A 21,354-nucleotide genomic window follows, 5' to 3' on the forward strand; every position below is an offset into this window, starting at 1 on the left:
GTATTAAGTATTTTTATTTTTGGGTATACTATTATTGAGGTGATTTTATGAACATAACAAAAGAATTAATGAATTTTATTGATAACAGTCCATCCGTATTTCACGTTATCGATAATTTCAAAAAAACACTAACAGAAAACGGATTTACTGAATTAAAATTTAAAGATAATTGGAAAATCGAAAATGGCAAGGGATATTTTGTAACAAATAACGATTCATCAATTATTGCTTTTAAAGGAAGTTCTGATTTCGATAATATCAGATTGATTGGATCACATTCAGACAGTCCAACTTTTAGAATAAAACCAAATTCTATCGTAAACAAAGACGGATTTTTGACATTAAACACTGAAGTTTATGGTGGACCAATATTAAGCACATGGTTTGACCGTCCATTGTCTGTAGCTGGTAGAGTTGTGTTAAAATCAGACAATCCATTCAAACCTGAAATCAAACATATCAATGTAGACAAGAATTTATTGATAATTCCTAACGTAGCAATCCACATGAACAGAGAAGTTAATAACGGATACAAATTCAATGCACAAAAAGATACATTGCCACTTTTAGCATTATCAGAAAAAGATTCGAAAATTTCTTTCGAGGAAATTTTGGCAAGAAATACAGGAATAAACGCAGATGATATTTTAGATTTCGATTTATTCTTGTACGACAGACAAAAAGGAGAATTTGTCGGAGAAAACGACGAATTTTATTCCGTAGGAAGAATCGATAATTTGGGAATGGCTTTTAATTCTATAAAATCATTAATAGATTCAAATGTTACTAACACATTAGCATTGACTATGGTTTTTGATAACGAAGAAATAGGTTCTTCAACAAAACAAGGTGCAGGCAGCACACTTCTAAGTGATTGCTTCAAAAAAATCGTAGAAGATAACGATAAAAACTTCTACGAAGTATTGCACAATTCTTATTTGATAAGTGCAGACCAAGCTCACAGTTTGCATCCAAATTACACAGAAATGGCTGACCCTACTAACAGACCACTAATTAACAACGGCCCTGTTATTAAATACGCCGCAAACGGAGCATACACTTCTGATGCAGTTAGCTCTTCAGTATTTAAAAAATTATGCTTAGATAAAAACATTCCATGCCAAGAATTCACAAACAGATCAGATAAAAGAGGTGGATCTACAATCGGACCAATCACTGTTTCTAATTTGGATATTCAATCTATTGATATTGGAAATGCGATTCTTTCAATGCACTCTGTAAGAGAATTAGGTGGATGTAAAGACAACGAATATATCTACGAATTATTCAAATATTACTACGAATATTAACAAATTGTAAATAAAAAGTTAATTTTTTAAAAACTTAAAAAAACGGAGATAAAATGAGCTTATTAAATTTAATTAGTTTTATCTCCGTTTATTTTATTATAAATCGATTTGTCATAAACGCTCTTCTATCGTATACTAATAAAGTACTTGAGATAAGCAAGTAAAAAACGTCGGGGTGTAGCGCAGTCCGGTAGCGCACGTGGTTTGGGACCATGGGGCCGGGGGTTCAAATCCTCTCACCCCGACCATAATCACAAATTAATTTTGTGATTTTTTTGTTTCCTTTTGTTATTGATATTATGAAAAAATACATCTGTTTCGTACAGATGTATTTTTTTGCCCTTTTTCAGGAAAAATAAAAACGCAGGACAAATTTTCATTCATCCCACGTTCCTCTCTACATATTTTTAATCAACACAACTACACTATGTGCAGCTTTTCTTGTTTTTGTTTCCAAATCATTGTAAAATTCATCGTCTGCATCGTCATCTGCAAAGTCGGATAAACTTCTTATAACCAAGAACTTCACATCATTAAGATAACACGTATGAGCAATGGAGCATCCTTCCATTTCCGTTCCCAACGCGTGATATTTTTCAAATAATTCTTCTTGTTTTTCAGTAGTTGAGATAAATTGATCTCCAGTAACGATAAGACCAATCCTGTGTTTCAAATTTTCTTGCGTCATAATCTCATCTAACTTTTTCAAAGTTTCAGGATCCGCTTCAAAAGTGTCAGTGTATGGAATATTATTACTAAAAATATCTAAATTGATGTCGTGATATTTTAATTTGTCTGCAAGTATTACCTCATCAAAACTAAGAGATTTGTCCAAACCACCGCAAACACCACAATTTATTACCAAATCAGGATTATACATATCGATAATTCTTTGTGTTAGAGCTGCTGAGTTTACCTTTCCAATTCCACAAACGCAATTTATAATTTTTTTATCCTCAAATTCCGAAACATAAATTTCATAATGGTTGAACTTATCCATTTTAATTGGATTGAATTGTTCTCTGAAATACTCTTGCTCACTTTCCAATGCGGAAATAATCGCTATTGTTTTCATATCAACTCACATCTTTCTTCTATTAAATCTTTTAATTCAATAGCTTTTTTCTCTAAATATTCTTGGTTTTCTCCCTCAATCATAACTCTAATCAAAGGTTCAGTTCCTGAAGGTCTAATCAAAACTCTGCCTTCATCTTTGAATTCATGTTCAAGTTCAGCTATTTTTTGGTTGATGACCTCATCATCTTTGTACACTTTTTTGTATTCATTATTAACCTTAGCATTTACCAAAACTTGTGGGAAACTTGTCATCAAATTATTCATTTCTGAAAGTTTTTGTTTTGATTTAACAGCTATTTCTGCTAATTTAATCGCAGATAATATTCCATCACCAGTAGTATTATCTTCTATGAAAATAATGTGTCCAGATTGTTCTCCACCAATAATGTATCCATTTTTTCTCATTTCTTCAAGAACGTACCTGTCACCAACTTGTGTTTTGATAACATCTACGCCAATTTCTTTCAAACTTTTTATAAGACCGATATTAGTCATAACAGTTCCTACAACTGCATTGTTTTTTAGCTTATTGTTTTCTTTTAAGAAATGACCAACTGCACAAATAACGTGATCTCCGTCCATTATTTCACCAGTTTCATCACAAGCAATCAACCTATCTCCGTCTCCATCGAACGAAAATCCCATATCAGATTCAGAAATTTTTACCAAATTGCTAATAACTTCAGGATTTGTTGAACCGCATTTGAAGTTGATATTCTTTCCGTCGTATTCAGTATTTGTAACTGTTACATCGGCGTTTAATCTATTGAAAATAATTGGTGCGATTTCAGAAGTTGCCCCGTAACCACAATCCAAGCTCACCTTCACACCTGTCAAATCCAAATCAACCCTGCTCAAAAGATAATTTATATATGTATCTCTTGCACATTCTTCTTCATAAACTCTGCCAACTTTTTCTCCTGTAACCTTCAAATCAATCTCATCTTGATGATCAATCAAATATTCAATTTCTTCTTCAAGACTGTCTTTTAATTTGAAACCCTCATTTGAAAAATATTTTATTCCATTAAATTCGTAAGGATTGTGGCTTGCAGAAATTACAATTCCGCAACAAGCATTGTAAAATCTAGTCAAATACGCCACAGCTGGTGTAGGAATCACTCCTAATCTGTACACATCAAAACCCATGCTAGTAATTCCGCTAATCAAAGCAGCTTCCAACATGTCCCCAGAAATTCTAGTATCTTTTCCTATAACAATTAATTTATTATCTACATCTTTTAATTTATAACAAGCTGCTCTCGCAAGCTTATAAGCTAATTCAACAGTTAAATCTTCGCCTGCAACGCCTCTTATACCGTCAGTTCCGAAATATTTTCCCATCAATATCCCCCTCTATTTTTATAATCTAATTATAACACATAATGTAAAAATCAATAAAATGTGAATTTTTCCAAATAAAAAAACGAGTTTGCACTCGCTTTTATATAAACATGAAACTTGTAATTGGTAACAAGAACAATGTATTTATTATTAAAGTTTTTAAATTATCAGATTTATATGAAAAGTATACACCAATTAAAGATGTGATTGGCAACAATAAGAATGTAACTTGTCCGAAAAAATTCGGTGAGTCTGGTGATGTTTCAGATACTTTTTTCATATAAAAAGAAACTATTGTTAGAATTAAACACAGTACAATTGTTATTAATGGGATTTTGTTTTTTGTTTTCATATTATTTTTCCAGAACAACTGTGGCTGTGATTCTACCATTGGATCCTTCTGCAAGTACTATTGATTGCGGTAAATCCAATGTTATATCCACGCTGTTTTCTCCTTCTTTAAAATCTGTTAAATCTATTGGTTTTGTGGTTACATGTGAGTGTGATTTTATAATATCATCTTGTCCTTTTATCTTTACTGTGGGTCTGCTAAATGTAATTTTAGCTACGTTTAATCCATTTGGAATATTTGTAACTACTGGTTTGATTTCGACATCTTTTTTCAGCAAAACATCTATAATTACTTTGCAGCTTTCAGATGATTTGGTCAAAAATGATTTTGCAGCATCATCTTTTAGGCTTAGATTAATCGGTAAATCTAGATTGATATCCTTGTCGATATTTGATTGATCGATTTTAACCGATGCGTAATCAATTGAGTTAAGATAAGTTTTTGCTCCAGATACTGTGATTTCTTGTGGATCTAATTTTATAGAATCAACTTCCACATTATCAGGCAAATCCCCCACCTTCATTATTCTTATAGGAAATTTTACCGTGTCTACTGTTTCTGTCTTTACTAAAAGTGTTTCGTCTGATTGGTCAACTACGTTGACTCCTTGTGGAAGGCTCAACTCTATAGGTAGTGTTTCAGAATCTACTTTTATGGATTTTACATCAACAAAAGCCTTAATTTCTGAATTTTTCATTTTAGTTATTGTGTTTCTTCTTCCTTCTACACGCATTGATATTGTCGCAGCTTTAGGAGATATAATAACTCTTCCGTCTTCTCTTAGTTTATCAACGCCTCGATATTCAACGCTAATTACTGGAATATCCTTTGTGACTACTGGATTTTTGTTTTCCATTACAAATGACCATAAAAATATCGCCAAGAATAGACAGACAATTTTTATTATAAGATTATTCGAATAAAATCCTTTGAAGTCAATGTTTTTTAAGTATGAATTATTCTTTATTTTATCTTTCATCTTCTATTTCCTTTCTGTTGAAAATATAAGAATCTTGATCATTGTATAATTTTGTCAAAATCTTTGTTAAAGTTGGTTCATCAACATATCTGTTGATTTTTCCGTGTTCAGCTATTGAAATGCCACCAGTTTCTTCTGAAACTATTAGTGCCAAACAATCACTTTTTTCGCTCATTCCTATAGCTGCTCTGTGCCTTGTTCCCAATTCCTTGGATATGGATTGTTCTGTGGACAATGGCAAGAAACATGCCGCCGCTTTGATGGTATCATTTTTGATTACAACCGCACCATCATGAAGTGGAGTATTAGGTATGAATATATTTATCAAAAGTTCGCTAGAAATCGCAGAATTTAAAACCGTACCAGTTTCTACTACATCTCCAAGTCCTGTGCTTCTCTCGAAAATAATCAAAGCGCCAATTCTTTGTCTTGAAAGCGAGAACACAGCATGTACTATTTCTTCCACGCACTTATCCACTTTTTCTCCTCTGATATCGGCAAATGATTTGGTCAATATATTACTTCTACCTATTGTTTCCAAAATTTTTCTAAGTTCAGGCTGGAACACCACTATTATCATAATAGCCAAAGCCGTCATCATGTTTTCCAAAACCCAATTCACAGTGTATAATTTCATCGAATCACTGATTTTTACAAAAATAAATATGATAACTAATCCTTTTACAAGCTGTTCGGCTCTTGTTTCTTTTATCATCATATATAATTTGTAAATGCAGACTGCAACTATAGCGATATCTATGATATCTAAAAATCTTAATGTATTTATCATGTTAAAAAATTTATCCAAAAAAACCAAATTAATCATTCCCATCTTTGTTCTTTAATTATATGATACCATAAATTTTTACTAATTTTTCGCAAAATTAACAGCTTATATCAACATTTATCTATAAAAACATTTTCACAGTTATGTTTAATAATCCAATCCGTTTTCGAGTAACTCGCTTAATTTTTCAAGTGCCAAATTTTCATCTTCACCATCACATCTCAAAATAAGCTCACTACCTTTGTGTGCAGATAATGACAAAATGCTTATAATGCTTTTGCCACTGTATTTTTTACTATCTTTTACAAATTCAATCTCACAATTGTATTTCACTGCTTCATTCAAAAATTTGGATGCAGCTCTTGCATGAAGTCCTATCTCATTTGTTATACAAACCTTTTTCTCTACCATGTTTTCCTCCGTATTTTTAAAAATATAAGCCGGTATTATTAACCGGCTTAAATCTAAATATTAATATTCTATGAATTTTTCGGATTTACATCCGCAGATTGGACATGCATCGATTTTTTCAAATCCAATATATCCACAAATTGGGCATAGTAATATTTGTTCTACTTCTAAGTCTTTTCCACCGTCAACAAATTCTTTTGCTTTTCCGAATCTTTCAGCGTGAACTTTTTCTGCTTCCACAGCAAATTTCATAGCTCTTACCGCTTCTTTTTCTTCTTGCATTTCAGCTACTTCTATGTAAGCTGGATACATTTCTGTTGCTTCGAAGATTTCTCCGTTTCTAGCTCCTTCTAAGTTTTCTGAAGTGCTTCCAATTCCGAAACCAGCCATGCTAGTTACTGCGAAATCACCATGAACATCTTTTAATGCATCAAAGTGCAATGCAGCATGAATTTTTTCTGCATCTGCTGTAGCATTGAACAATCTAGCAACATTTTTAAAACCGTCTTTTTCAGCTTTATTCCCCCAAATGTTGTATCTGTTTCTTGCTTGAGATTCTCCCCCGAATGCTGATTGCAAGTTTGCTTGTGTCATCAATTTCATATCAATTACCCCCTATTTAATTTTATAATAATATTATACCATATTGTTAACAAACAATGAATACAATCTGTAATTATTACATTTTATCTCATTCTGCTTACTATTACTTTTCTTCTTAAATCCTGATGAGAATCGCTGTCTTCTTTCAATTTATCCATCCACATAAGTGATTTGCCAGTTCCCCTAACAACTGCCGTAATCGGTCCGTCTACAATTCTAGCATTCACTCCAATTCTTTCAGAAATTAATCTGTCCAATCCTTTTAATAGACATCCACCGCCACTCATGATGATTCCTCTTTCATAAACATCAGCCGCTAATTCTGCTGGAGTTTGTTCCAAAACTTCTTGTACCGTGTCTACGATTTTATCTATCGGTTTTTTCAATGCAACAGAAATATCTTTTGATGAAACGTAAATGTGCATCGGCAATCCATTTACCAAATTTCTACCCTTTATTTCGTACAATTCTCCATCATCTCTTGGATATGCGCTACCTACATTTATTTTGACTTTTTCTGCAGTGGATTCACCAATAATCATGTTGTATTTTGTTTGGACAAAATCTTGTATTCTTCTATCAAATTCATCTCCTGCTACTGGAATTGATTTATTGATTACAATTCCACCCATAGAAATTACAGCAACATCCGTAGTTCCACCACCGATATCTACGACGATGTTTCCTCTTGCATCTGTTACATCAATTCCTGAACCTATAGCTGCTGCCAGTGGCTCTTCTATCAAATATGTGTTGTAAGCTCCTGCGTATTTTGAAGCTTGAATAACAGCTCTTCTTTGCACTTGAGTGATTTGACTTGGAACGCAAATTAAAACTTCAGGTCTGATTAATGATTTGCCCAAAGTTTTTCTGAGCAAATACGAAATTATTTTTTCTGTAGAATTGAAATCTGCAACCACACCATCTTTTAATGGCTTCTTTGCGATAATATTTCCCGGAGTTCTCCCCAAAATTTTCTTAGCGTCTTTTCCAACTGAAATTATTTTGGAATTAAAGCTATTCATCGCAACAACTGAAGGCTCGTTCAATACAACACCTTTGTTTGGCAAATACACAAGAACTGATGCAGTTCCCAAATCTATCGCTATTTTTCTTCGAAAGTTCATATAATCACCTATAAATCTTTTTTATTCAAAATGCAGACACTGTTTGCAGTAATTCCTTCACATCTACCTTCGAAACCGAGTTGTTCTGTTGTAGTTGCTTTTACTGAAATATTAAATGTATTAGTGTGCAAATCTTGTGCGATATTTTCACGCATTTTATCAATATAATCTCTAAGTTTTGGTTTTTGGCAAGAAATCGTTGAGTCAATATTTCCAATTTCATATCCCATATCATCCATGATTTCAAAAACTTTTCTAAGAAGCACTCTGGAATCAATATCTTTGTATTTCATATCAGTATCTGGAAATAATTTGCCAATATCTCCAAGGCAAAGTGCTCCACATATAGCATCCATTATCGCATGAATCAAAACATCCGCATCGCTGTGACCCAAAAGTCCCTTGTCGTGTGGAATTTCAACTCCGCCTAATATTAATTTTCTATTTTCAACAAGTTTGTGTACATCTAACCCAAAACCTATTCTCATTCATTTTCTCTCTTTCTAGCAATTAACTCTCCAAACAACAAATCTTCTTTTGTCGTAATTTTAATATTGGAATAATCGCCCTTAATTATTTTTACTTTTTTTCCGACGATCTCAAGAAGCGATGAGTCGTCTGTTACATTTATTTGTTCGTCAAATACTAATTTGTATGCGTCTTTTATAGCCTTATATTTGAAAACTTGTGGAGTTTGTGCCATATACAAGTGTGATCTGTTCGGAGTGTTCACAACCGTCATATCATCGTCAACATATTTGATAGTATCCTTAGCTGCTACGCTTACAACTAGCCCATCATAATCACCAATCGATTCGATAGCTTCGAGTATTTTCTCGCGTCTGATAAAAGGTCTTGCTGCATCATGGCTTATTATCAAATCGCAATTTTTATTTACTTTGTTCAAACCATTGTATGTAGATTTCTCTCTTGTATCTCCACCGAAAGCAATCACGATATCTCTGTAATTTCTATCTTTTATAAAATTTCGTACAAATTCTTCGTCTTCTTCTCTAATTACAAGAATGAATTCTCTGATTTCATCAATTGATTGGAACACATCCAAGGTCATCTCCAAAATCATTTTATCGTTTATTTTCATAAATTGTTTTGGAATTTTGTTATTCATTCTTTGAGAGGATCCAGCTGCAGTTATAATAGCTGAAATATATTTATCCATATAACACCTCATTATTATTATATCAAAAAATCAATTTAATTAAAAAAATATGAGATTGCAATAAAAAAGAGAACTAATAAAATAGTTCTCTACATAAAATTCAAAAGTCATTTAATTGAATAATCCTAATTATCCTTCTCATCAGATTTTTTTGCGAAAATCATTTTTCCTGCAGAAGTTTGAAGAACACTCGTTACAGTACACTCAATAATTTCTCCAAGATATTTTTTGCCATCTTCTACTACAATCATAGTGCCATCGTCCAAGTATCCTATACCTTGATTGTTTTCTCGTCCTTCTTTTATGATTGACACATTTATTGGTTCACCTGCCACAAAAACAGGTCTCATAGCATTTGCCAAATCATTTATGTTGAATACGAAAACTTCTTGCAAGTCTGCAACCTTATTCAAATTATAATCGTTCGTAAGTAAATTTGCATTCAATTCTTCTGACATTTTCACAAGCATTGAATCTACCTTGTCAATGTTTGGATATCTCTTGTCAACCACTTTAACCTTGTCCTTGTACTCAGTTTGCATAGTTTTTAAAATATCCAATCCACGTCTACCTTTTTGCCTTCTCAAATAATTATCGGAATCTGCGATATGTTGAAGTTCTTCGATGACAAATATAGGAATTATTAGATTCCCTTCCAAAAATCCCGTCTTCAATATATCGATAATTCTGCCGTCAATAATAGTAGAAGTATCTACGATTTTAGGTCTAACTTTGCTATCTTTGTTGGAAAATTTTAGATTTGGTTTTTCTTTGGTTCTAACTTTTTCAAAAAACGAAATGAAATCGTCATGGTAGTTCAAAGCAAGCTTCGCCCCCAAAAACCCCATTCCTATGAAAAACACAATTTCTAATATTACCGTCAACACAGTTCCTATCCCTGGAATATTTAATTTTAACAACGGCTGCGATATCAAAAAAGCTAATACAAGCCCAACCACAAGACCAATTGTTCCTATAATAATATCGACCAGAGAGAATTTTTTAAGCGAATCTTCGATAGATTCTATTAATTTTAATTCTACCGATATTAATTTCGGAGCCAAAGCATAAAATATAAATCCAAAAACAACTGCTGCTACAATCATTGCAACTATCTTGATAATCATACTTGTTGATTTCTCGATAAAATTGCTGAAAATAACATTAGTAAATATAATTCCTAAAACAGCTCCGATGATAGATATCAGTATTGACATCCCTCGTCTGAACAAAACATTTCTCCTTTCAAAAATATTTTAATCTAAATCGATCAAATCGTTCACCATACTTTCAGCTTCTGATGGTTTTAAATTCAATCCACTTGCTATTTCGCTAATAAGCATTTTTCTGGAGGTATTGAGTACTTTCTTTTCAATCATGGATAAGCCTTTTGATGAATCTAATTCATACAAACCCTTGTACACGATAGCAGTTTCTTTTATATCTCCAATTCTCAATTTTTCGAGATTTTCTTTGTATCTTTGATTCCAATTTGAAGGAAAATCAACTTCTTGATTCTTTAAAATATCTCTTAAAGAATGGATTATTTCTTCTTCTGCAACAAATCTTATTCCCATATCATTTATCTTATCTACAGGTATTGAGATTTTCATTTCCCCCATTGGCATTTTCAAAATAAAATAATCTTTCTTAACTCCCAAGACCTCTTTATTTTGTACTTCGGTAATTATGCCTGCACCGTGCATAGGATAAACAATCTTATCACCTATTTTAAACATACTATCACCTCACTTTATATTATAGCTTAATCAGAAATTTAATTCAATAATAAAACTTTTAATTATATCATATCTTATGTATTTGTCAATTAAAAAAGACGATGGATTTCATCGCCTCATTTATCGTAGTATTTATTAATTTAAAATTGTAACTCTAACTGTTCTTCTTCCCCAACGATTGCTTTGCGCTTTTGATCCGAATACCAGGTCAATTTTATTTCCTTTAATTGCTCCACCAGTATCTTCTGCTCTAGCATAACCATAACCTTCAATGTACAGTCTAGTTCCCAATGGAATAACATTAGGATCTACAGCTGCTACACCATATCTTATAGCAGTTCCCATTGCTGTTGTAGAATATCCGCCATTTTCAGAAGGATCTGAAGTATAAGCAGTAGATCTCATTGTAATAGTTCTTCCTGAAACATTTTTAGGAGCTGATTGTGCTTGTTTTTCTTTTTCTTCTTGTTCTTTTTTTCTTTTTTCAGCAAGTTTTTGAGCTTGGATTTTTCTTTCTTTTGCCAATCGCGCATCTCTGTCTTTTGGAGATTCTTTTGTAGTGTTCTTTGCTTTAATATAAGCTGTTCTTCCAAAATAAGTAATTCTCAAATTATCTTCGTCTATGTGACCTTTGATTTCCGAGTCCTTGTCGATTAAACCCAATTCTTTTGCTTCTTTTTCTTTTGAATCAAAAACTTTAGTTTCAACATTAACCCATCCTTCAAATTTATTTGGATCTGGTTTAACTTCTTTTTCTGACAAATATGATTTGTAAATGAAGCCTACGAAATTTTTACTATCAACAGTAACAGAAACTTTTGCAAAAATTTCTCCGATTTTTTCAACTTTTACAGTATCACCTTGATCCAAAACTTCGATTATTTTGCTATGTTCATTTTCACTTTTAAATAAATCTGTATCATCATTTATCCAATATTTTTTTGATTGTATATTTTCACTTGATTTTTGTTCTACTTTAACATTATTCAAATCTTTTGCTTGTGAATTTGATGGTACAAATGCTAATAAACTTGTCATAATGACAACCGAAGAATTTAAAATTAACTTTCTAAAATTCATTTGTATCTCCTCTTTCTTTTCTAGATTTTTTGTGTTTATTTTTTTACTACTCGGCTATTTTATAAAACCTCGAAAAATAATTCAAGAAAAAGGAACATGTTTTTTCGTATTTAATCGATATGTATTTTCATTAGAACTCTTTGTATCTATTTGCTCAAATAAAAAAATTATTAAACGCTTGAAATTTAAGGGTTACAAAAAGGTTACAGTAAATTTCATTTTCGTTTGTCGATTGAGTACAACAGCTACAAATATTACATTTTTGTAATATTTATGGCATTTTTGACTGCATCTCAATAAAATTTGTCTTGTTAAAGTAAAAAAAATCCTCATAATTGGTATCTAAATTTCATTTTAGATTCCAAAAACGAGGTTTTTAAATGATATATTTTATTTTGTAAATGTTGATGTTTATAGTTCTCCCAATTCTTTTTTCAATTCGTACACTAATTTATTCTCTATTTTTTCTACATCCATTACGAAATTCATCAATCCACCAAATATAGATTTGTTGTGAAGCTTAATGTCAACATCCACAAAACTTCCTGAATTTAAATCTCCAAAATCAAAATTCAAATATCCATCAATATTTCTGGAATTTAAATCAATATACATTTTTTCATTTTCAACGATCTCTTTTATAGTGTAAGTCATTGAAACTCCCAAATTATCTATTACGTATTGGTTTTCAACTCCTGTTGGCGTTGAATTATCCAATAATCTATTTTTTATCGTCTGAAAAACTCTACTTTTATCAGATTTGAATTCTTCTCTTTTCTTTAGTTCACCCATTGATAATTTCCACCTTTCTTTTTATTATTTCGTCCAATTTCTCTGAATAATCTCTCAAATTTTTGTAGTTCGTGTATTTAATTATACCATCTTTTATGATTTTAGAATTAGCAGTCATTCCAAATCCTATTATACTTTCTAATTCTTCGTTGATTACAATATTATATCGTGATGGAATTTCCTTGCAATATCCGATATTTTCCATGTTATTCAGAATATTTTTCTGACGATATAAATAATATGGACTGTAATTATTTTGTGATGTCCACTTTTTTACCAATTGCATTTGCTTCTCAGCAATATTTTCTTCAAAATTTTCTTTGTCGTATCGTTGTGAATACTTGCTTCCATTTTTAATTGACAATGTGTGAAAAGTTATATTATCAGGTTGTAGTCGACTTAAAATTTCGAGATTTTTTTTAGTATTATTCACATCATCATACAATAATCCTAGTATAAAATCCATATTTATCACAAATCCCAAGTCTTTAGCCTGAGTGTACAAATCAATCAAATTTTCATTATTTTGAATTCTTCCCATAGCTTTCAGCGCTTTCTCGTTAAAAGTTTGTGGATTCAAGCTAATTCTTGTGACGTTGTACTTTCTCAACAATTTTAGCTTATCAAAGTCCAAGCTATCTTCTCGTCCCGCTTCAAATGTGTATTCAAGTAAGTTTTCTGACACAAAACATTCTTCAATTGCTTTCAATAATTTTTCAAGCATTGTGTAATCCAAACTTGTCGGAGTTCCACCTCCAACATAAATTGTTTTGATTTTGTACTTGTCGATGCTTTTCGAAGCTTCTGTTATTTCTTTTAATAGATAACCCAAGTATTCTTCTCTTCTGTCGTTATTTTTGTAAACAATAGTCGGAAAAGAACAATAATCACATCTACTTGGACAAAACGGAATATTGATGTAGATGTTGTAATTTTTCTCATCAAAGTCTATGCTAGATTGAACTTTGTCGATATCTCGAAGTAATTTCAAATTCTCATCATTAATCAAATACATTTGTTTTAATTCTTCGTCTGTGTGATTTCTCAAAATCTTTGAAGGCTTGGTTCCCGTTAATATTCCCCAATCATTTGTATAATTGTATTTTTTCGAAAATATCGTATACAGTATTTTTTTTAATTCTAATCTGGTTGTAAATGGATATGTTATATCTTTTTTCACGTAATCTTTGCCTATCACAAAATCACATTCTCCAAATTCTAGATTTTGTTTCAAATCAAATATCGTAAAAATATCGATACACTCTTTTTGATATCTTTTGTCTTCTAATTGTATTTTCATATGTTTAAAATAAATAATCCGGCATTTCTTTTATTAAAATGCCGGGTTTTGTTTTATAAATCGTCTTCTATTATCGCTGATTTTGAATATGCTGATGGTTTTGCTTCGAAGAAGTCTGTCTTAATTTTGTTTGGATCAGAATATTCGCTCACCCATTTCATTGAAGGAATTTCTCTTTCATAACCTGGATAGATAACCCCAAAACCAAGTCCTGTAGATCTCAAATTACCCAAATATTTGATGTAATCTTCAACCATTTTGATGGACAATCCTTGGATTTTTTCACCAATAACATATTTCGCCCATTCTATTTCAGCTTCTGCACCTTGTTTTATCATTTCTTTGTATTGTGCATTTTTTTCTTCAGTAAACAATTCTGGACGTTCTTTTTTCAAATCCAAAATCATAGATCTGAACAACCACAAGTGAGTATTTTCATCTCTATTGATATATCTGATTTCTTGAACAGTTCCTGGCATTTTACCCATTCTTCCCAAGTTATAGAAGAACATAAATCCAGAATAGAAGTAAATTCCTTCCAAGATATAGTTTGCGATAAGAGCTTTCATGAAGTTTCGTTCGCTTTTCTTTTCAAAAAAGTCGTTGTATTGATCTCCGATGAATCTGTTTCTTTCTAACAAAAATTCGTCATCTTTCCATTGGTACAAAATGTCCGTTCTTTCTTCTGGAGAACAAATAGTATCCAAAATATAGCTGTAAGATTGAGAGTGAATTGATTCTTGGAATGCTTGGATGGATAAGCACAAGTTTATTTCATTAGCAGTAATGTATGCTTCCAAGTTTGGAAGTTGTGCAGTTTGCAAACTATCCAAGTAAATCAAGAAAGATAAAATTTTATCGTAAGCAATCTTTTCGTCTTCTGATAAATTTCTGTAATCCTTGATATCTTGATTTAAGTTGATTTCTTCTGGAATCCAGAAGTTGTTCATAGCTTGTCTGTACCATTCACTTGTCCAAGAATATTTTATGTTGTTAAAATCGTTCAAATTAGTAGTGTTGCCATTAATAATTTTTCTCTTTGATAATTCAATATCTCCGTGTTCATTAAATAAACCACGTTTTTGTAATTCGTCCATAACTCCTCCTTGATTTTTCATACTTCTATTATATTCTATTTAAGAAAAAATCGATAGCCTCGATATATCCTTCTGCACCTTTTCCTTTTATAACTTTTTTAGCAAAGAGTGACACGTAAGAAAATTTTCGAAAAATTTCTCTCTCGTCAACATCTGACAAATGCACCTCAACAGTGTCAATATTCACAGCTTTCAATGCATCCAAAATCGCAACAGAAGTGTGCGTGTATGCGGCGGGATTGATGATTATTCCATCCGCTTTTTTGTAAGCACTTTGAATAATATCCACGATTTCTCCCTCATGATTTGATTGATAAAACTCTACATCAATATTATTTTTTATGCAGTATAATTTTATCTTGGATTCAATGTCTTGTAGTGTCAACTTTCCGTAAATTTCAGGCTCTCTTATGCCTAGCATATTCAAATTTGGTCCATTAATAATAAATAGTTTCATTGAAATCCTCCACGATTAATTTGGCAGTTGTTTTTGCATTGTAATTGTTGAAATATTTGTCGCTAAATCTTCGGTACAAATAATTTCTGTTTTGTCTAATTTCACGCATAGTATTTGTTTTATAAATCGGTCTATTTTTCCTGGATAATTTACTGTTCGGTCTGTCAATCCAATAAACGACAGAATTTTGATGAAGATAATAAAAATTCTTCTTAACAGTAACTGCTCCTCCACCAGTTGCGATAACCAAATTCTTTTCTTTAGAAAATTCTTCCAATACCTCAGACTCTATTTTTCTGAAATAATTTTCTCCTTGTGCAGCAAATATATCGCTAATATCTCCATATCTTTGCGTGATGATTTTGTCGATATCCACAAGTTTCTTGCCAGTGTTTTTTGCGATGATTTTAGCAACTGTGCTTTTTCCACTTCCTGGCATTCCTACTAGCGCAATATTCATGTTTTTCGTTCTAATTTTTTGTACGATTTTTTCTACAACATCGAAGTCTATTTTTTTAGAAGTGAAAATCTCGCACGCTTTAACAGCTTGATACACGAGCATTCTCAAACCATTGTCGTTTGGAATTCTAAGCCTATCACAATCCATCAATAGAGAAGTTTTGTTTGGATTATAAATCACATCAAACACAGCTTCTGGTTTAATTTTTCCAATTCTTACAACTGATTTCAAATTATTCGGATACATTCCAACTGGAGTTGCGTTGATTAAAATGTCACAGTTTTTGTAATATTCTACATCTTCAAACTTGTGCTCACCTTTTCTTGAAATCACTTTGATAGTTCTTGCTTGAAGCCTTTTCGCACATTCTACGGCAGTTTTGCTAGTCGCGCCATCTCCCAAGATTACGACTTCTTTGCCTTTTATGTTGACAATTCGACTAATCATGTATTCCATTCCGTCGATATCAGTGTTGTATCCTTTGATAGTATCGGCGAATTTTATTGTGTTTACACAGCCGATTTTTTTCGCATCGTCACTCATTTCATCCAAATATTTTATGACCTCTTCTTTGTACGGAATGGTTACATTGATACCATTGATGTCTTTTCTTTTGAAAAATTTATCCAAATCATCTTCTTCAAAATATCCGTAATTGTAGTATCCTAATAGTTCGTGAATTTCTTTTGAATAACTGTGCTTTAAAGATTTCCCTAATAGTCCGTATTTCATTTCAAATTATCCTGAATTTTTTTCGATTCTAGTAAAATTTTAGCTTCAACTTCCTTTATATTATCACGATATTTTAAATCTGTTTGATCTATCTTTTCAAAAATTTTCTTTTCTCTCGATTTGTCTTCTGTTTCAATATTATTTTTTGATTTAAACTCGCCAATTTCGGAACAAATCTCAAATCTTTCTTCTAATAACCTGGCGATTTCAGAATCAATTTCATCTATTTCTTTTCTAAATTTTTCCATCCATACTCCTTTAACAAATCGTAAATCACAAACGCCGTGATAGATTCCATAACACTTACAGCCCTGATTCCAATGCTTGGATCATGCCTTCCCTCAACGGTCAAAGTAGTGTTTGTTCTATTTCTCAAATCAATTGTTTCTTGTGTTATTCCAATCGATGCAGGTGGTTTGAAAGTAACTAAGGAAATTATAGGCATTCCCGTAGAAATCCCTCCAAGTATTCCTCCGTTGTAATTCGTTTTGGTTTTAATCTGTTCGTTTTCAATATAATAGCAGTCATTCACAACAGACGCATTTGATTTGTCGAATGATTTTCCCAAGCCAAATTCAACCGATTTTACTGCACCAATTCCAAAATAACTTTGCGACAATCTTGATTCAATCGAATCAAAAAGCGTATCCCCAACACCTGCTCTCAAATTATACACAACAGTTTCAACGCTTGATCCAATGGAATCTTTTTTATCTCTTAAACTTTCTATTTTCTTATCTATTTTATCAATTATTTTATCATTTATTACTTCGATTTTTTTATTTTTCAAATCACTGTAGTCTGTAAATTTTAAATCATCAAATCTTTCATCTACAATATCACCGAGTGAATACAAGTGGCTGAACACATAAATATCGTGTTGTTTCAAAATTTCTTTTGCAATAAATCCTGCCACGTTAATCACTGCAGTTAATCTTCCAGAAAAATGCCCGCTTCCGTTGATATCGTTGAAACCATTGTATCTAACAGTTGCAGGATAGTCTGCATGCGATGGTCTTGGCGTATTATAGATATTTGAATAATCTTTTGAATGATGATCTGAGTTTTTAATCACAAAAGATAGTGGAGCACCCGTTGTTGTATCATTCAAAATCCCCGATACGAACTCAACCTCATCGGATTCTTTTCTCAGTGTAGTGTTGGATTTGCCGGGAGATCTTCTTTTCATGTGTGCCCTCAATTTTTCGTAGTCGATTTTGATTCCTGGATCAACTCCATCAATCACTCCACCAATCATCGAGCCATGAGACTCTCCCCACACATTTAACTTAACTAATTTACCTATCGATGACATCGCTACCCAACCTTTCTATTTCATCAAAAAACGATGGATAAGATTTCTTCACAGCTTGCCAATCTTTTATCTCAACTTCTTTTGTAATGATCGAAGCTATTGTGGCTGCCATTACAATTCTGTGATCATCACAAGAATTTACAACTGCAGGTTTCATTTCTGATTTGTAAATTACGAGATTATCTCCTTCTATCTCGCAGTTTACGCCGAATGATTTTAACATATCGTAAGTTGATTTAATTCTATCCGATTCTTTGAGTCTCAATCTTTTGGCGTTTTTTAAGACTGATTTGTCGCATTTTTGAGACAAAACCACCGCCAAAATTACAAATAAATCTGGCGTTTGTGATATATCGATTTCGCAGTAAACCTCGTTATTTTCAATTTTTTCTAGAAACTCAACGATTTTTCTGTCTGCTTGTACCGAATCCTTTTTCAAATTTTCAACTTTTATATCTGCACCCAATGCATTTGCGCACCAGAAAAATGCTGCGTTTGACCAATCTCCTTCTACGATGATTTTTCCTGGAGATTTTAATGCACCTGGTTTTACGATGACTTTGTCGATCAAAATCTCAGAATCTACACCAAATAATTTTAAACATTCTTGTGTGATTTTGATATATCCAGTAGATTCCAATTTTGATGATAATTTGATTTCGCAGCCACCTATTAGTGGTGCAATCATCATTATTGCAGAGATATATTGGCTGGAGACATCGCCTGGAAATTCGAAATCAATTTTGTGAAAAGTTCCATCAACCGTAAACGGAAGTTTCTCTTCACTAAAAGTAAGACCCGATAATTTCAATTGATCCACCAATTCTTTTATCGGCCTATCTTGTAGTCTTCCGCTACATTGTATATTTGTTTTTTGTGATAAAAAACTTACCAATGGCAACAGAAATCTAAAAGTTGAACCTGAATCATTCACATTGATATCAGACACATCTTTTTGAAAAAAAGAAGGATGAACTGTAACTTCGTTTTCATTTATTTCGATTTCTACTCCCAAATTTCTCAAACAGTCAATAGTTGTCATTATATCGTTTGAAAATTCGTTAATGATAATAGTAGTGTCTGTATCTGCAACACTTGCCAAAATCAAAAACCTGTGTGCAAATGATTTGGAAGATATAGCATCCACCTTTCCCTGTAATTTGTCAGTTTTAATCTTCATAAATATCACTCAAAACCTTTTTGTAATCAGATTTATTCATGCTTAAAATCGTACAATCACCGATTTTTTCTGAAATTATCAAAGATATCATGTCTTTTGTGTTCTTCTTGTCACGAAGAGTTACATCGTACACATCATCTACAGAATAATCATAGCTATCATCTAAATTATACATTTTCAAAACATTCAATATCCTGTCGTAGTCTTTGCTGTATTTTTTCGCCATGCATTTCATTCCATAAGCTACGCCATGCCCATGCATCACACTATAATCTGATAATTTTTCGACAGCGTGACCCAATGTATGCCCGTAATTTAATAATCTCCTCAAGTTCTGTTCCAATTTATCTTTAAGCACGATATCCTTTTTGATAGTTACACAAATTTCTACAATTTCTGATAAATTGCTTTGTTTTGTGTATCTTCTGGAACTTATCATGTCAAATAATTCCTCATCAAAACAAATTGCGTATTTGATTATTTCTCCAAATCCATCTTCAAATACGTAATCGTCCAATGTTTTTAGTAAAAGTGGGTCGATAATACAAAGTGCAGGATCTTTAAAAGCACCAATCAAATTTTTCCCAGTTGGTAAATCAATTCCCGTCTTTGAGCCTACAGAAGAATCCACCATTGACAAAACAGTCGTGGGAATTTGAATAAAATCAATTCCTCTCATGAAAGTCGCTGCCACAAATCCAGCCAAATCACCGACAACTCCTCCACCAAAAGCAATCACAGTGTCATTTCTGTGATAAGACAAACTCATGTAATTCATTATTTTTTCGTATTCAGATATGCATTTGGAAGATTCACCAGGTTTAATCACGTAAAATTCATGCTCAATTTCCAAATCGTCTAGTAAAATATCCAATGTTTTATGATGATATCTGTCCACATTTTCGTCAGTAATAACAATCGCCTTGGATTTTATGAAATTTTTCAAATAATCTCTTGATTGATTTAAAGCATCTAATCCAATCATGCAGTCGTAATTATTCACATTGATTACTGAATACATTGTCTTAATTTCCTTACTTTTCTCATTATTGTTCTAAATCTTTCGCAAGTGACAGATTGTGGTCCATCGCTAAGTGCATTTTCAGGATCATTGTGAACTTCAATCATAAGCCCATCGCAGCCTGCAGCAGTCGATGCAAGTGATAGCGGTTCAATCAAAGTATATTTGCCGCTTGCGTGTGATGGATCCATAATTATAGGAAGTTGTGACAATTCTTTCATCACAGAAATAGCTGAAATATCCAAAGTATTTCTTGTATAAGTTTCGAAAGTTCGAATTCCTCTCTCACACAACACGACATTTTCGTTGCCACCAGTCATAATGTACTCAGCGCTCATTATCCATTCTTTGTAAGTCGCGCACAAACCTCTTTTTAGCAATACTGGTTTATCTGAACGTCCCAACTCTTTAAGCAAGGAATAATTTTGCATATTTCTAGCTCCAACTTGCAACATATCTACATCGTTGAAATAATCCAAGTCAGACAAATCCATAATCTCTGTAATAATCGGAAGTCCAGTTTCTTTTTTTGCTTGAATTAACAAATCAATTCCTTTTTTACCTAATCCTTGAAAAGCATAAGGCGATGATCTTGGCTTAAATGCTCCACCTCGAAGGATATTTGCTCCGTTTTCCTTCACACTTTTTGCAATTGTAATGATTTGTTCTTCGCTTTCAACAGAACAAGGACCTGCCATCACGCAGAAATTCCCGTCACCTATTTTGACGCCGTCTACATCGACAATTTTAGGTTGTGGATGGTTTTTCTTATTCGCCTTGCTAAAAGGTTCTTCAATTCTAATAACTTTATCCACGATATCAAAACGCGATATTAATTTTTCATCAATACTTGAAGTATCTCCTATCAATGAAATAATCGTGTATCTATCGCCAACAGTCTCGTCAACTCTGACGTTTTGTTCATTTAAAAAATTTATTAATTTTTTTACTTCCTTTTCGTTAGGATTTCTTTTTAATTTTACTATCATAATTTTCTCCGATAATCTTATT

At 32.3% G+C, this 21,354-nt stretch carries 24 protein-coding genes and 1 tRNA gene; 2 read left to right on the forward strand and 23 right to left on the reverse strand.

Annotated features, from left to right (window positions below; genetic code table 11):
• The first annotated feature begins 47 nt into the window (after positions 1-47).
• Complete coding sequence (locus FMG_RS06420) at positions 48-1,310, forward strand: M18 family aminopeptidase (RefSeq protein ID WP_012290905.1); 1,263 nt, start codon at positions 48-50, stop codon at positions 1,308-1,310.
• Positions 1,311-1,481: 171 nt separating this feature from the next.
• Positions 1,482-1,558, forward strand: a tRNA-Pro gene (locus FMG_RS06425).
• A gap of 149 nt (positions 1,559-1,707) precedes the next feature.
• On the opposite strand, the gene FMG_RS06430 is transcribed toward FMG_RS06425, so the two are convergent.
• The 23 genes from FMG_RS06430 to aroF all read right to left on the reverse strand — a co-directional run bounded on the left by FMG_RS06430 (position 1,708) and on the right by aroF (position 21,332).
• Positions 1,708-2,385, reverse strand: a complete 678-nt coding sequence (locus FMG_RS06430) for a 5'-methylthioadenosine/adenosylhomocysteine nucleosidase (RefSeq protein ID WP_012290906.1) — start codon at positions 2,383-2,385, stop codon at positions 1,708-1,710.
• On the reverse strand, positions 2,382-3,731 hold the full coding sequence (gene glmM / locus FMG_RS06435; RefSeq protein ID WP_012290907.1) for a phosphoglucosamine mutase: 1,350 nt from the start codon (positions 3,729-3,731) through the stop codon (positions 2,382-2,384). The genes FMG_RS06430 and glmM overlap by 4 nt, the downstream gene beginning before the upstream one ends.
• A 100-nt stretch (positions 3,732-3,831) precedes the next feature.
• Positions 3,832-4,083 (reverse strand): hypothetical protein, encoded by a 252-nt coding sequence (locus FMG_RS09760; protein WP_041250608.1) that lies wholly within the window; start codon positions 4,081-4,083, stop codon positions 3,832-3,834.
• Between the two features lies 1 nt (position 4,084).
• Entirely contained in the window at positions 4,085-5,062 is a 978-nt protein-coding gene (locus tag FMG_RS06445; protein WP_012290908.1) for a CdaR family protein, read from the reverse strand.
• Positions 5,052-5,894: a diadenylate cyclase CdaA gene (cdaA, locus tag FMG_RS06450; RefSeq protein ID WP_002837131.1), complete on the reverse strand. Its 843-nt coding sequence runs from the start codon at positions 5,892-5,894 to the stop codon at positions 5,052-5,054. The genes FMG_RS06445 and cdaA overlap by 11 nt, the downstream gene beginning before the upstream one ends.
• 102 nt (positions 5,895-5,996) lie before the next feature.
• On the reverse strand, positions 5,997-6,260 hold the full coding sequence (locus FMG_RS06455; RefSeq protein WP_002837296.1) for an HPr family phosphocarrier protein: 264 nt from the start codon (positions 6,258-6,260) through the stop codon (positions 5,997-5,999).
• A gap of 60 nt (positions 6,261-6,320) precedes the next feature.
• Positions 6,321-6,863, reverse strand: coding sequence for a rubrerythrin family protein (locus FMG_RS06460; protein WP_002837301.1), 543 nt, complete (start codon positions 6,861-6,863; stop codon positions 6,321-6,323).
• 83 nt (positions 6,864-6,946) lie between these two features.
• Positions 6,947-7,990: a rod shape-determining protein gene (locus FMG_RS06465; RefSeq protein ID WP_002837172.1), complete on the reverse strand. Its 1,044-nt coding sequence runs from the start codon at positions 7,988-7,990 to the stop codon at positions 6,947-6,949.
• An 8-nt stretch (positions 7,991-7,998) separates the two neighbouring features.
• On the reverse strand, positions 7,999-8,478 hold the full coding sequence (ispF, locus tag FMG_RS06470; RefSeq protein ID WP_012290909.1) for a 2-C-methyl-D-erythritol 2,4-cyclodiphosphate synthase: 480 nt from the start codon (positions 8,476-8,478) through the stop codon (positions 7,999-8,001).
• Positions 8,475-9,170 carry a 2-C-methyl-D-erythritol 4-phosphate cytidylyltransferase gene (gene ispD / locus FMG_RS06475; RefSeq protein WP_012290910.1) on the reverse strand — a complete coding sequence of 232 codons (696 nt, stop codon included), beginning with the start codon at positions 9,168-9,170 and terminating at the stop codon, positions 8,475-8,477. The genes ispF and ispD overlap by 4 nt, the downstream gene beginning before the upstream one ends.
• Positions 9,171-9,295: 125 nt before the next feature.
• Positions 9,296-10,387 (reverse strand): PIN/TRAM domain-containing protein, encoded by a 1,092-nt coding sequence (locus FMG_RS06480; protein ID WP_035112951.1) that lies wholly within the window; start codon positions 10,385-10,387, stop codon positions 9,296-9,298.
• Positions 10,388-10,426: 39 nt separating this feature from the next.
• Positions 10,427-10,909 carry a CarD family transcriptional regulator gene (locus FMG_RS06485; RefSeq protein WP_002842429.1) on the reverse strand — a complete coding sequence of 161 codons (483 nt, stop codon included), beginning with the start codon at positions 10,907-10,909 and terminating at the stop codon, positions 10,427-10,429.
• Positions 10,910-11,044: 135 nt separating this feature from the next.
• A complete protein-coding gene (locus FMG_RS06490; RefSeq protein ID WP_012290912.1) occupies positions 11,045-11,989 on the reverse strand; it encodes a 3D domain-containing protein in 945 nt (314 codons plus the stop codon).
• 411 nt (positions 11,990-12,400) lie between these two features.
• Entirely contained in the window at positions 12,401-12,781 is a 381-nt protein-coding gene (locus tag FMG_RS06495) for a hypothetical protein (RefSeq protein ID WP_012290913.1), read from the reverse strand.
• On the reverse strand, positions 12,774-14,081 hold the full coding sequence (locus tag FMG_RS06500; protein WP_012290914.1) for a coproporphyrinogen III oxidase: 1,308 nt from the start codon (positions 14,079-14,081) through the stop codon (positions 12,774-12,776). The genes FMG_RS06495 and FMG_RS06500 overlap by 8 nt, the downstream gene beginning before the upstream one ends.
• A 53-nt stretch (positions 14,082-14,134) precedes the next feature.
• A complete protein-coding gene (locus tag FMG_RS06505) occupies positions 14,135-15,178 on the reverse strand; it encodes a ribonucleotide-diphosphate reductase subunit beta (RefSeq protein WP_002839591.1) in 1,044 nt (347 codons plus the stop codon).
• 28 nt (positions 15,179-15,206) lie between these two features.
• On the reverse strand, positions 15,207-15,635 hold the full coding sequence (gene aroQ / locus FMG_RS06510; RefSeq protein WP_012290916.1) for a type II 3-dehydroquinate dehydratase: 429 nt from the start codon (positions 15,633-15,635) through the stop codon (positions 15,207-15,209).
• Entirely contained in the window at positions 15,616-16,827 is a 1,212-nt protein-coding gene (locus tag FMG_RS06515) for a shikimate kinase (RefSeq protein WP_012290917.1), read from the reverse strand. Before FMG_RS06515 ends, aroQ begins: the two co-directional genes overlap by 20 nt.
• Positions 16,824-17,075, reverse strand: a complete 252-nt coding sequence (locus FMG_RS06520; protein ID WP_002842394.1) for a chorismate mutase — start codon at positions 17,073-17,075, stop codon at positions 16,824-16,826. The genes FMG_RS06515 and FMG_RS06520 overlap by 4 nt, the downstream gene beginning before the upstream one ends.
• Positions 17,051-18,142, reverse strand: a complete 1,092-nt coding sequence (aroC, locus tag FMG_RS06525; protein ID WP_012290918.1) for a chorismate synthase — start codon at positions 18,140-18,142, stop codon at positions 17,051-17,053. The genes FMG_RS06520 and aroC overlap by 25 nt, the downstream gene beginning before the upstream one ends.
• The gene (aroA, locus tag FMG_RS06530; protein ID WP_041250609.1) at positions 18,126-19,322 is read right to left on the reverse strand and encodes a 3-phosphoshikimate 1-carboxyvinyltransferase; all 1,197 of its coding nucleotides are present in this window, start codon (positions 19,320-19,322) and stop codon (positions 18,126-18,128) included. Before aroA ends, aroC begins: the two co-directional genes overlap by 17 nt.
• Entirely contained in the window at positions 19,312-20,343 is a 1,032-nt protein-coding gene (gene aroB, locus FMG_RS06535; RefSeq protein ID WP_012290920.1) for a 3-dehydroquinate synthase, read from the reverse strand. The genes aroA and aroB overlap by 11 nt, the downstream gene beginning before the upstream one ends.
• Positions 20,331-21,332, reverse strand: a complete 1,002-nt coding sequence (gene aroF, locus FMG_RS06540) for a 3-deoxy-7-phosphoheptulonate synthase (protein WP_002837259.1) — start codon at positions 21,330-21,332, stop codon at positions 20,331-20,333. The genes aroB and aroF overlap by 13 nt, the downstream gene beginning before the upstream one ends.
• Between the last annotated feature and the right edge of the window lie 22 nt (positions 21,333-21,354).

Source organism: Finegoldia magna ATCC 29328, assembly GCF_000010185.1.
Classification (GTDB): Bacteria; Bacillota; Clostridia; order Tissierellales; family Peptoniphilaceae; genus Finegoldia; species Finegoldia magna_H.

Bases quoted from the DNA above. Each gene is read 5' to 3' on its own strand.
- ispF (WP_012290909.1), bottom strand. From the start codon at position 8,478: ATGAGAATAGGTTTTGGGTTAGATGTACACAAACTTGTTGAAAATAGA.
- FMG_RS06520 (WP_002842394.1), bottom strand. From the start codon at position 17,075: ATGGAAAAATTTAGAAAAGAAATAGATGAAATTGATTCTGAAATCGCC.
- aroB (WP_012290920.1), bottom strand. From the start codon at position 20,343: ATGTATTCAGTAATCAATGTGAATAATTACGACTGCATGATTGGATTA.
- FMG_RS06455 (WP_002837296.1), bottom strand. From the start codon at position 6,260: ATGGTAGAGAAAAAGGTTTGTATAACAAATGAGATAGGACTTCATGCA.
- aroF (WP_002837259.1), bottom strand. From the start codon at position 21,332: ATGATAGTAAAATTAAAAAGAAATCCTAACGAAAAGGAAGTAAAAAAA.
- FMG_RS06460 (WP_002837301.1), bottom strand. From the start codon at position 6,863: ATGAAATTGATGACACAAGCAAACTTGCAATCAGCATTCGGGGGAGAA.
- FMG_RS06505 (WP_002839591.1), bottom strand. From the start codon at position 15,178: ATGGACGAATTACAAAAACGTGGTTTATTTAATGAACACGGAGATATT.
- glmM (WP_012290907.1), bottom strand. From the start codon at position 3,731: ATGGGAAAATATTTCGGAACTGACGGTATAAGAGGCGTTGCAGGCGAA.
- FMG_RS06495 (WP_012290913.1), bottom strand. From the start codon at position 12,781: ATGGGTGAACTAAAGAAAAGAGAAGAATTCAAATCTGATAAAAGTAGA.
- FMG_RS06490 (WP_012290912.1), bottom strand. From the start codon at position 11,989: ATGAATTTTAGAAAGTTAATTTTAAATTCTTCGGTTGTCATTATGACA.
- aroA (WP_041250609.1), bottom strand. From the start codon at position 19,322: ATGAAGATTAAAACTGACAAATTACAGGGAAAGGTGGATGCTATATCT.
- FMG_RS06420 (WP_012290905.1), top strand. From the start codon at position 48: ATGAACATAACAAAAGAATTAATGAATTTTATTGATAACAGTCCATCC.
- FMG_RS06485 (WP_002842429.1), bottom strand. From the start codon at position 10,909: ATGTTTAAAATAGGTGATAAGATTGTTTATCCTATGCACGGTGCAGGC.
- aroQ (WP_012290916.1), bottom strand. From the start codon at position 15,635: ATGAAACTATTTATTATTAATGGACCAAATTTGAATATGCTAGGCATA.
- FMG_RS06445 (WP_012290908.1), bottom strand. From the start codon at position 5,062: ATGAAAGATAAAATAAAGAATAATTCATACTTAAAAAACATTGACTTC.
- aroC (WP_012290918.1), bottom strand. From the start codon at position 18,142: ATGTCATCGATAGGTAAATTAGTTAAGTTAAATGTGTGGGGAGAGTCT.
- FMG_RS06515 (WP_012290917.1), bottom strand. From the start codon at position 16,827: ATGAAATACGGACTATTAGGGAAATCTTTAAAGCACAGTTATTCAAAA.
- ispD (WP_012290910.1), bottom strand. From the start codon at position 9,170: ATGGATAAATATATTTCAGCTATTATAACTGCAGCTGGATCCTCTCAA.
- FMG_RS06480 (WP_035112951.1), bottom strand. From the start codon at position 10,387: ATGTCAATACTGATATCTATCATCGGAGCTGTTTTAGGAATTATATTT.
- FMG_RS06430 (WP_012290906.1), bottom strand. From the start codon at position 2,385: ATGAAAACAATAGCGATTATTTCCGCATTGGAAAGTGAGCAAGAGTAT.
- cdaA (WP_002837131.1), bottom strand. From the start codon at position 5,894: ATGGGAATGATTAATTTGGTTTTTTTGGATAAATTTTTTAACATGATA.
- FMG_RS09760 (WP_041250608.1), bottom strand. From the start codon at position 4,083: ATGAAAACAAAAAACAAAATCCCATTAATAACAATTGTACTGTGTTTA.
- FMG_RS06500 (WP_012290914.1), bottom strand. From the start codon at position 14,081: ATGAAAATACAATTAGAAGACAAAAGATATCAAAAAGAGTGTATCGAT.
- FMG_RS06465 (WP_002837172.1), bottom strand. From the start codon at position 7,990: ATGAACTTTCGAAGAAAAATAGCGATAGATTTGGGAACTGCATCAGTT.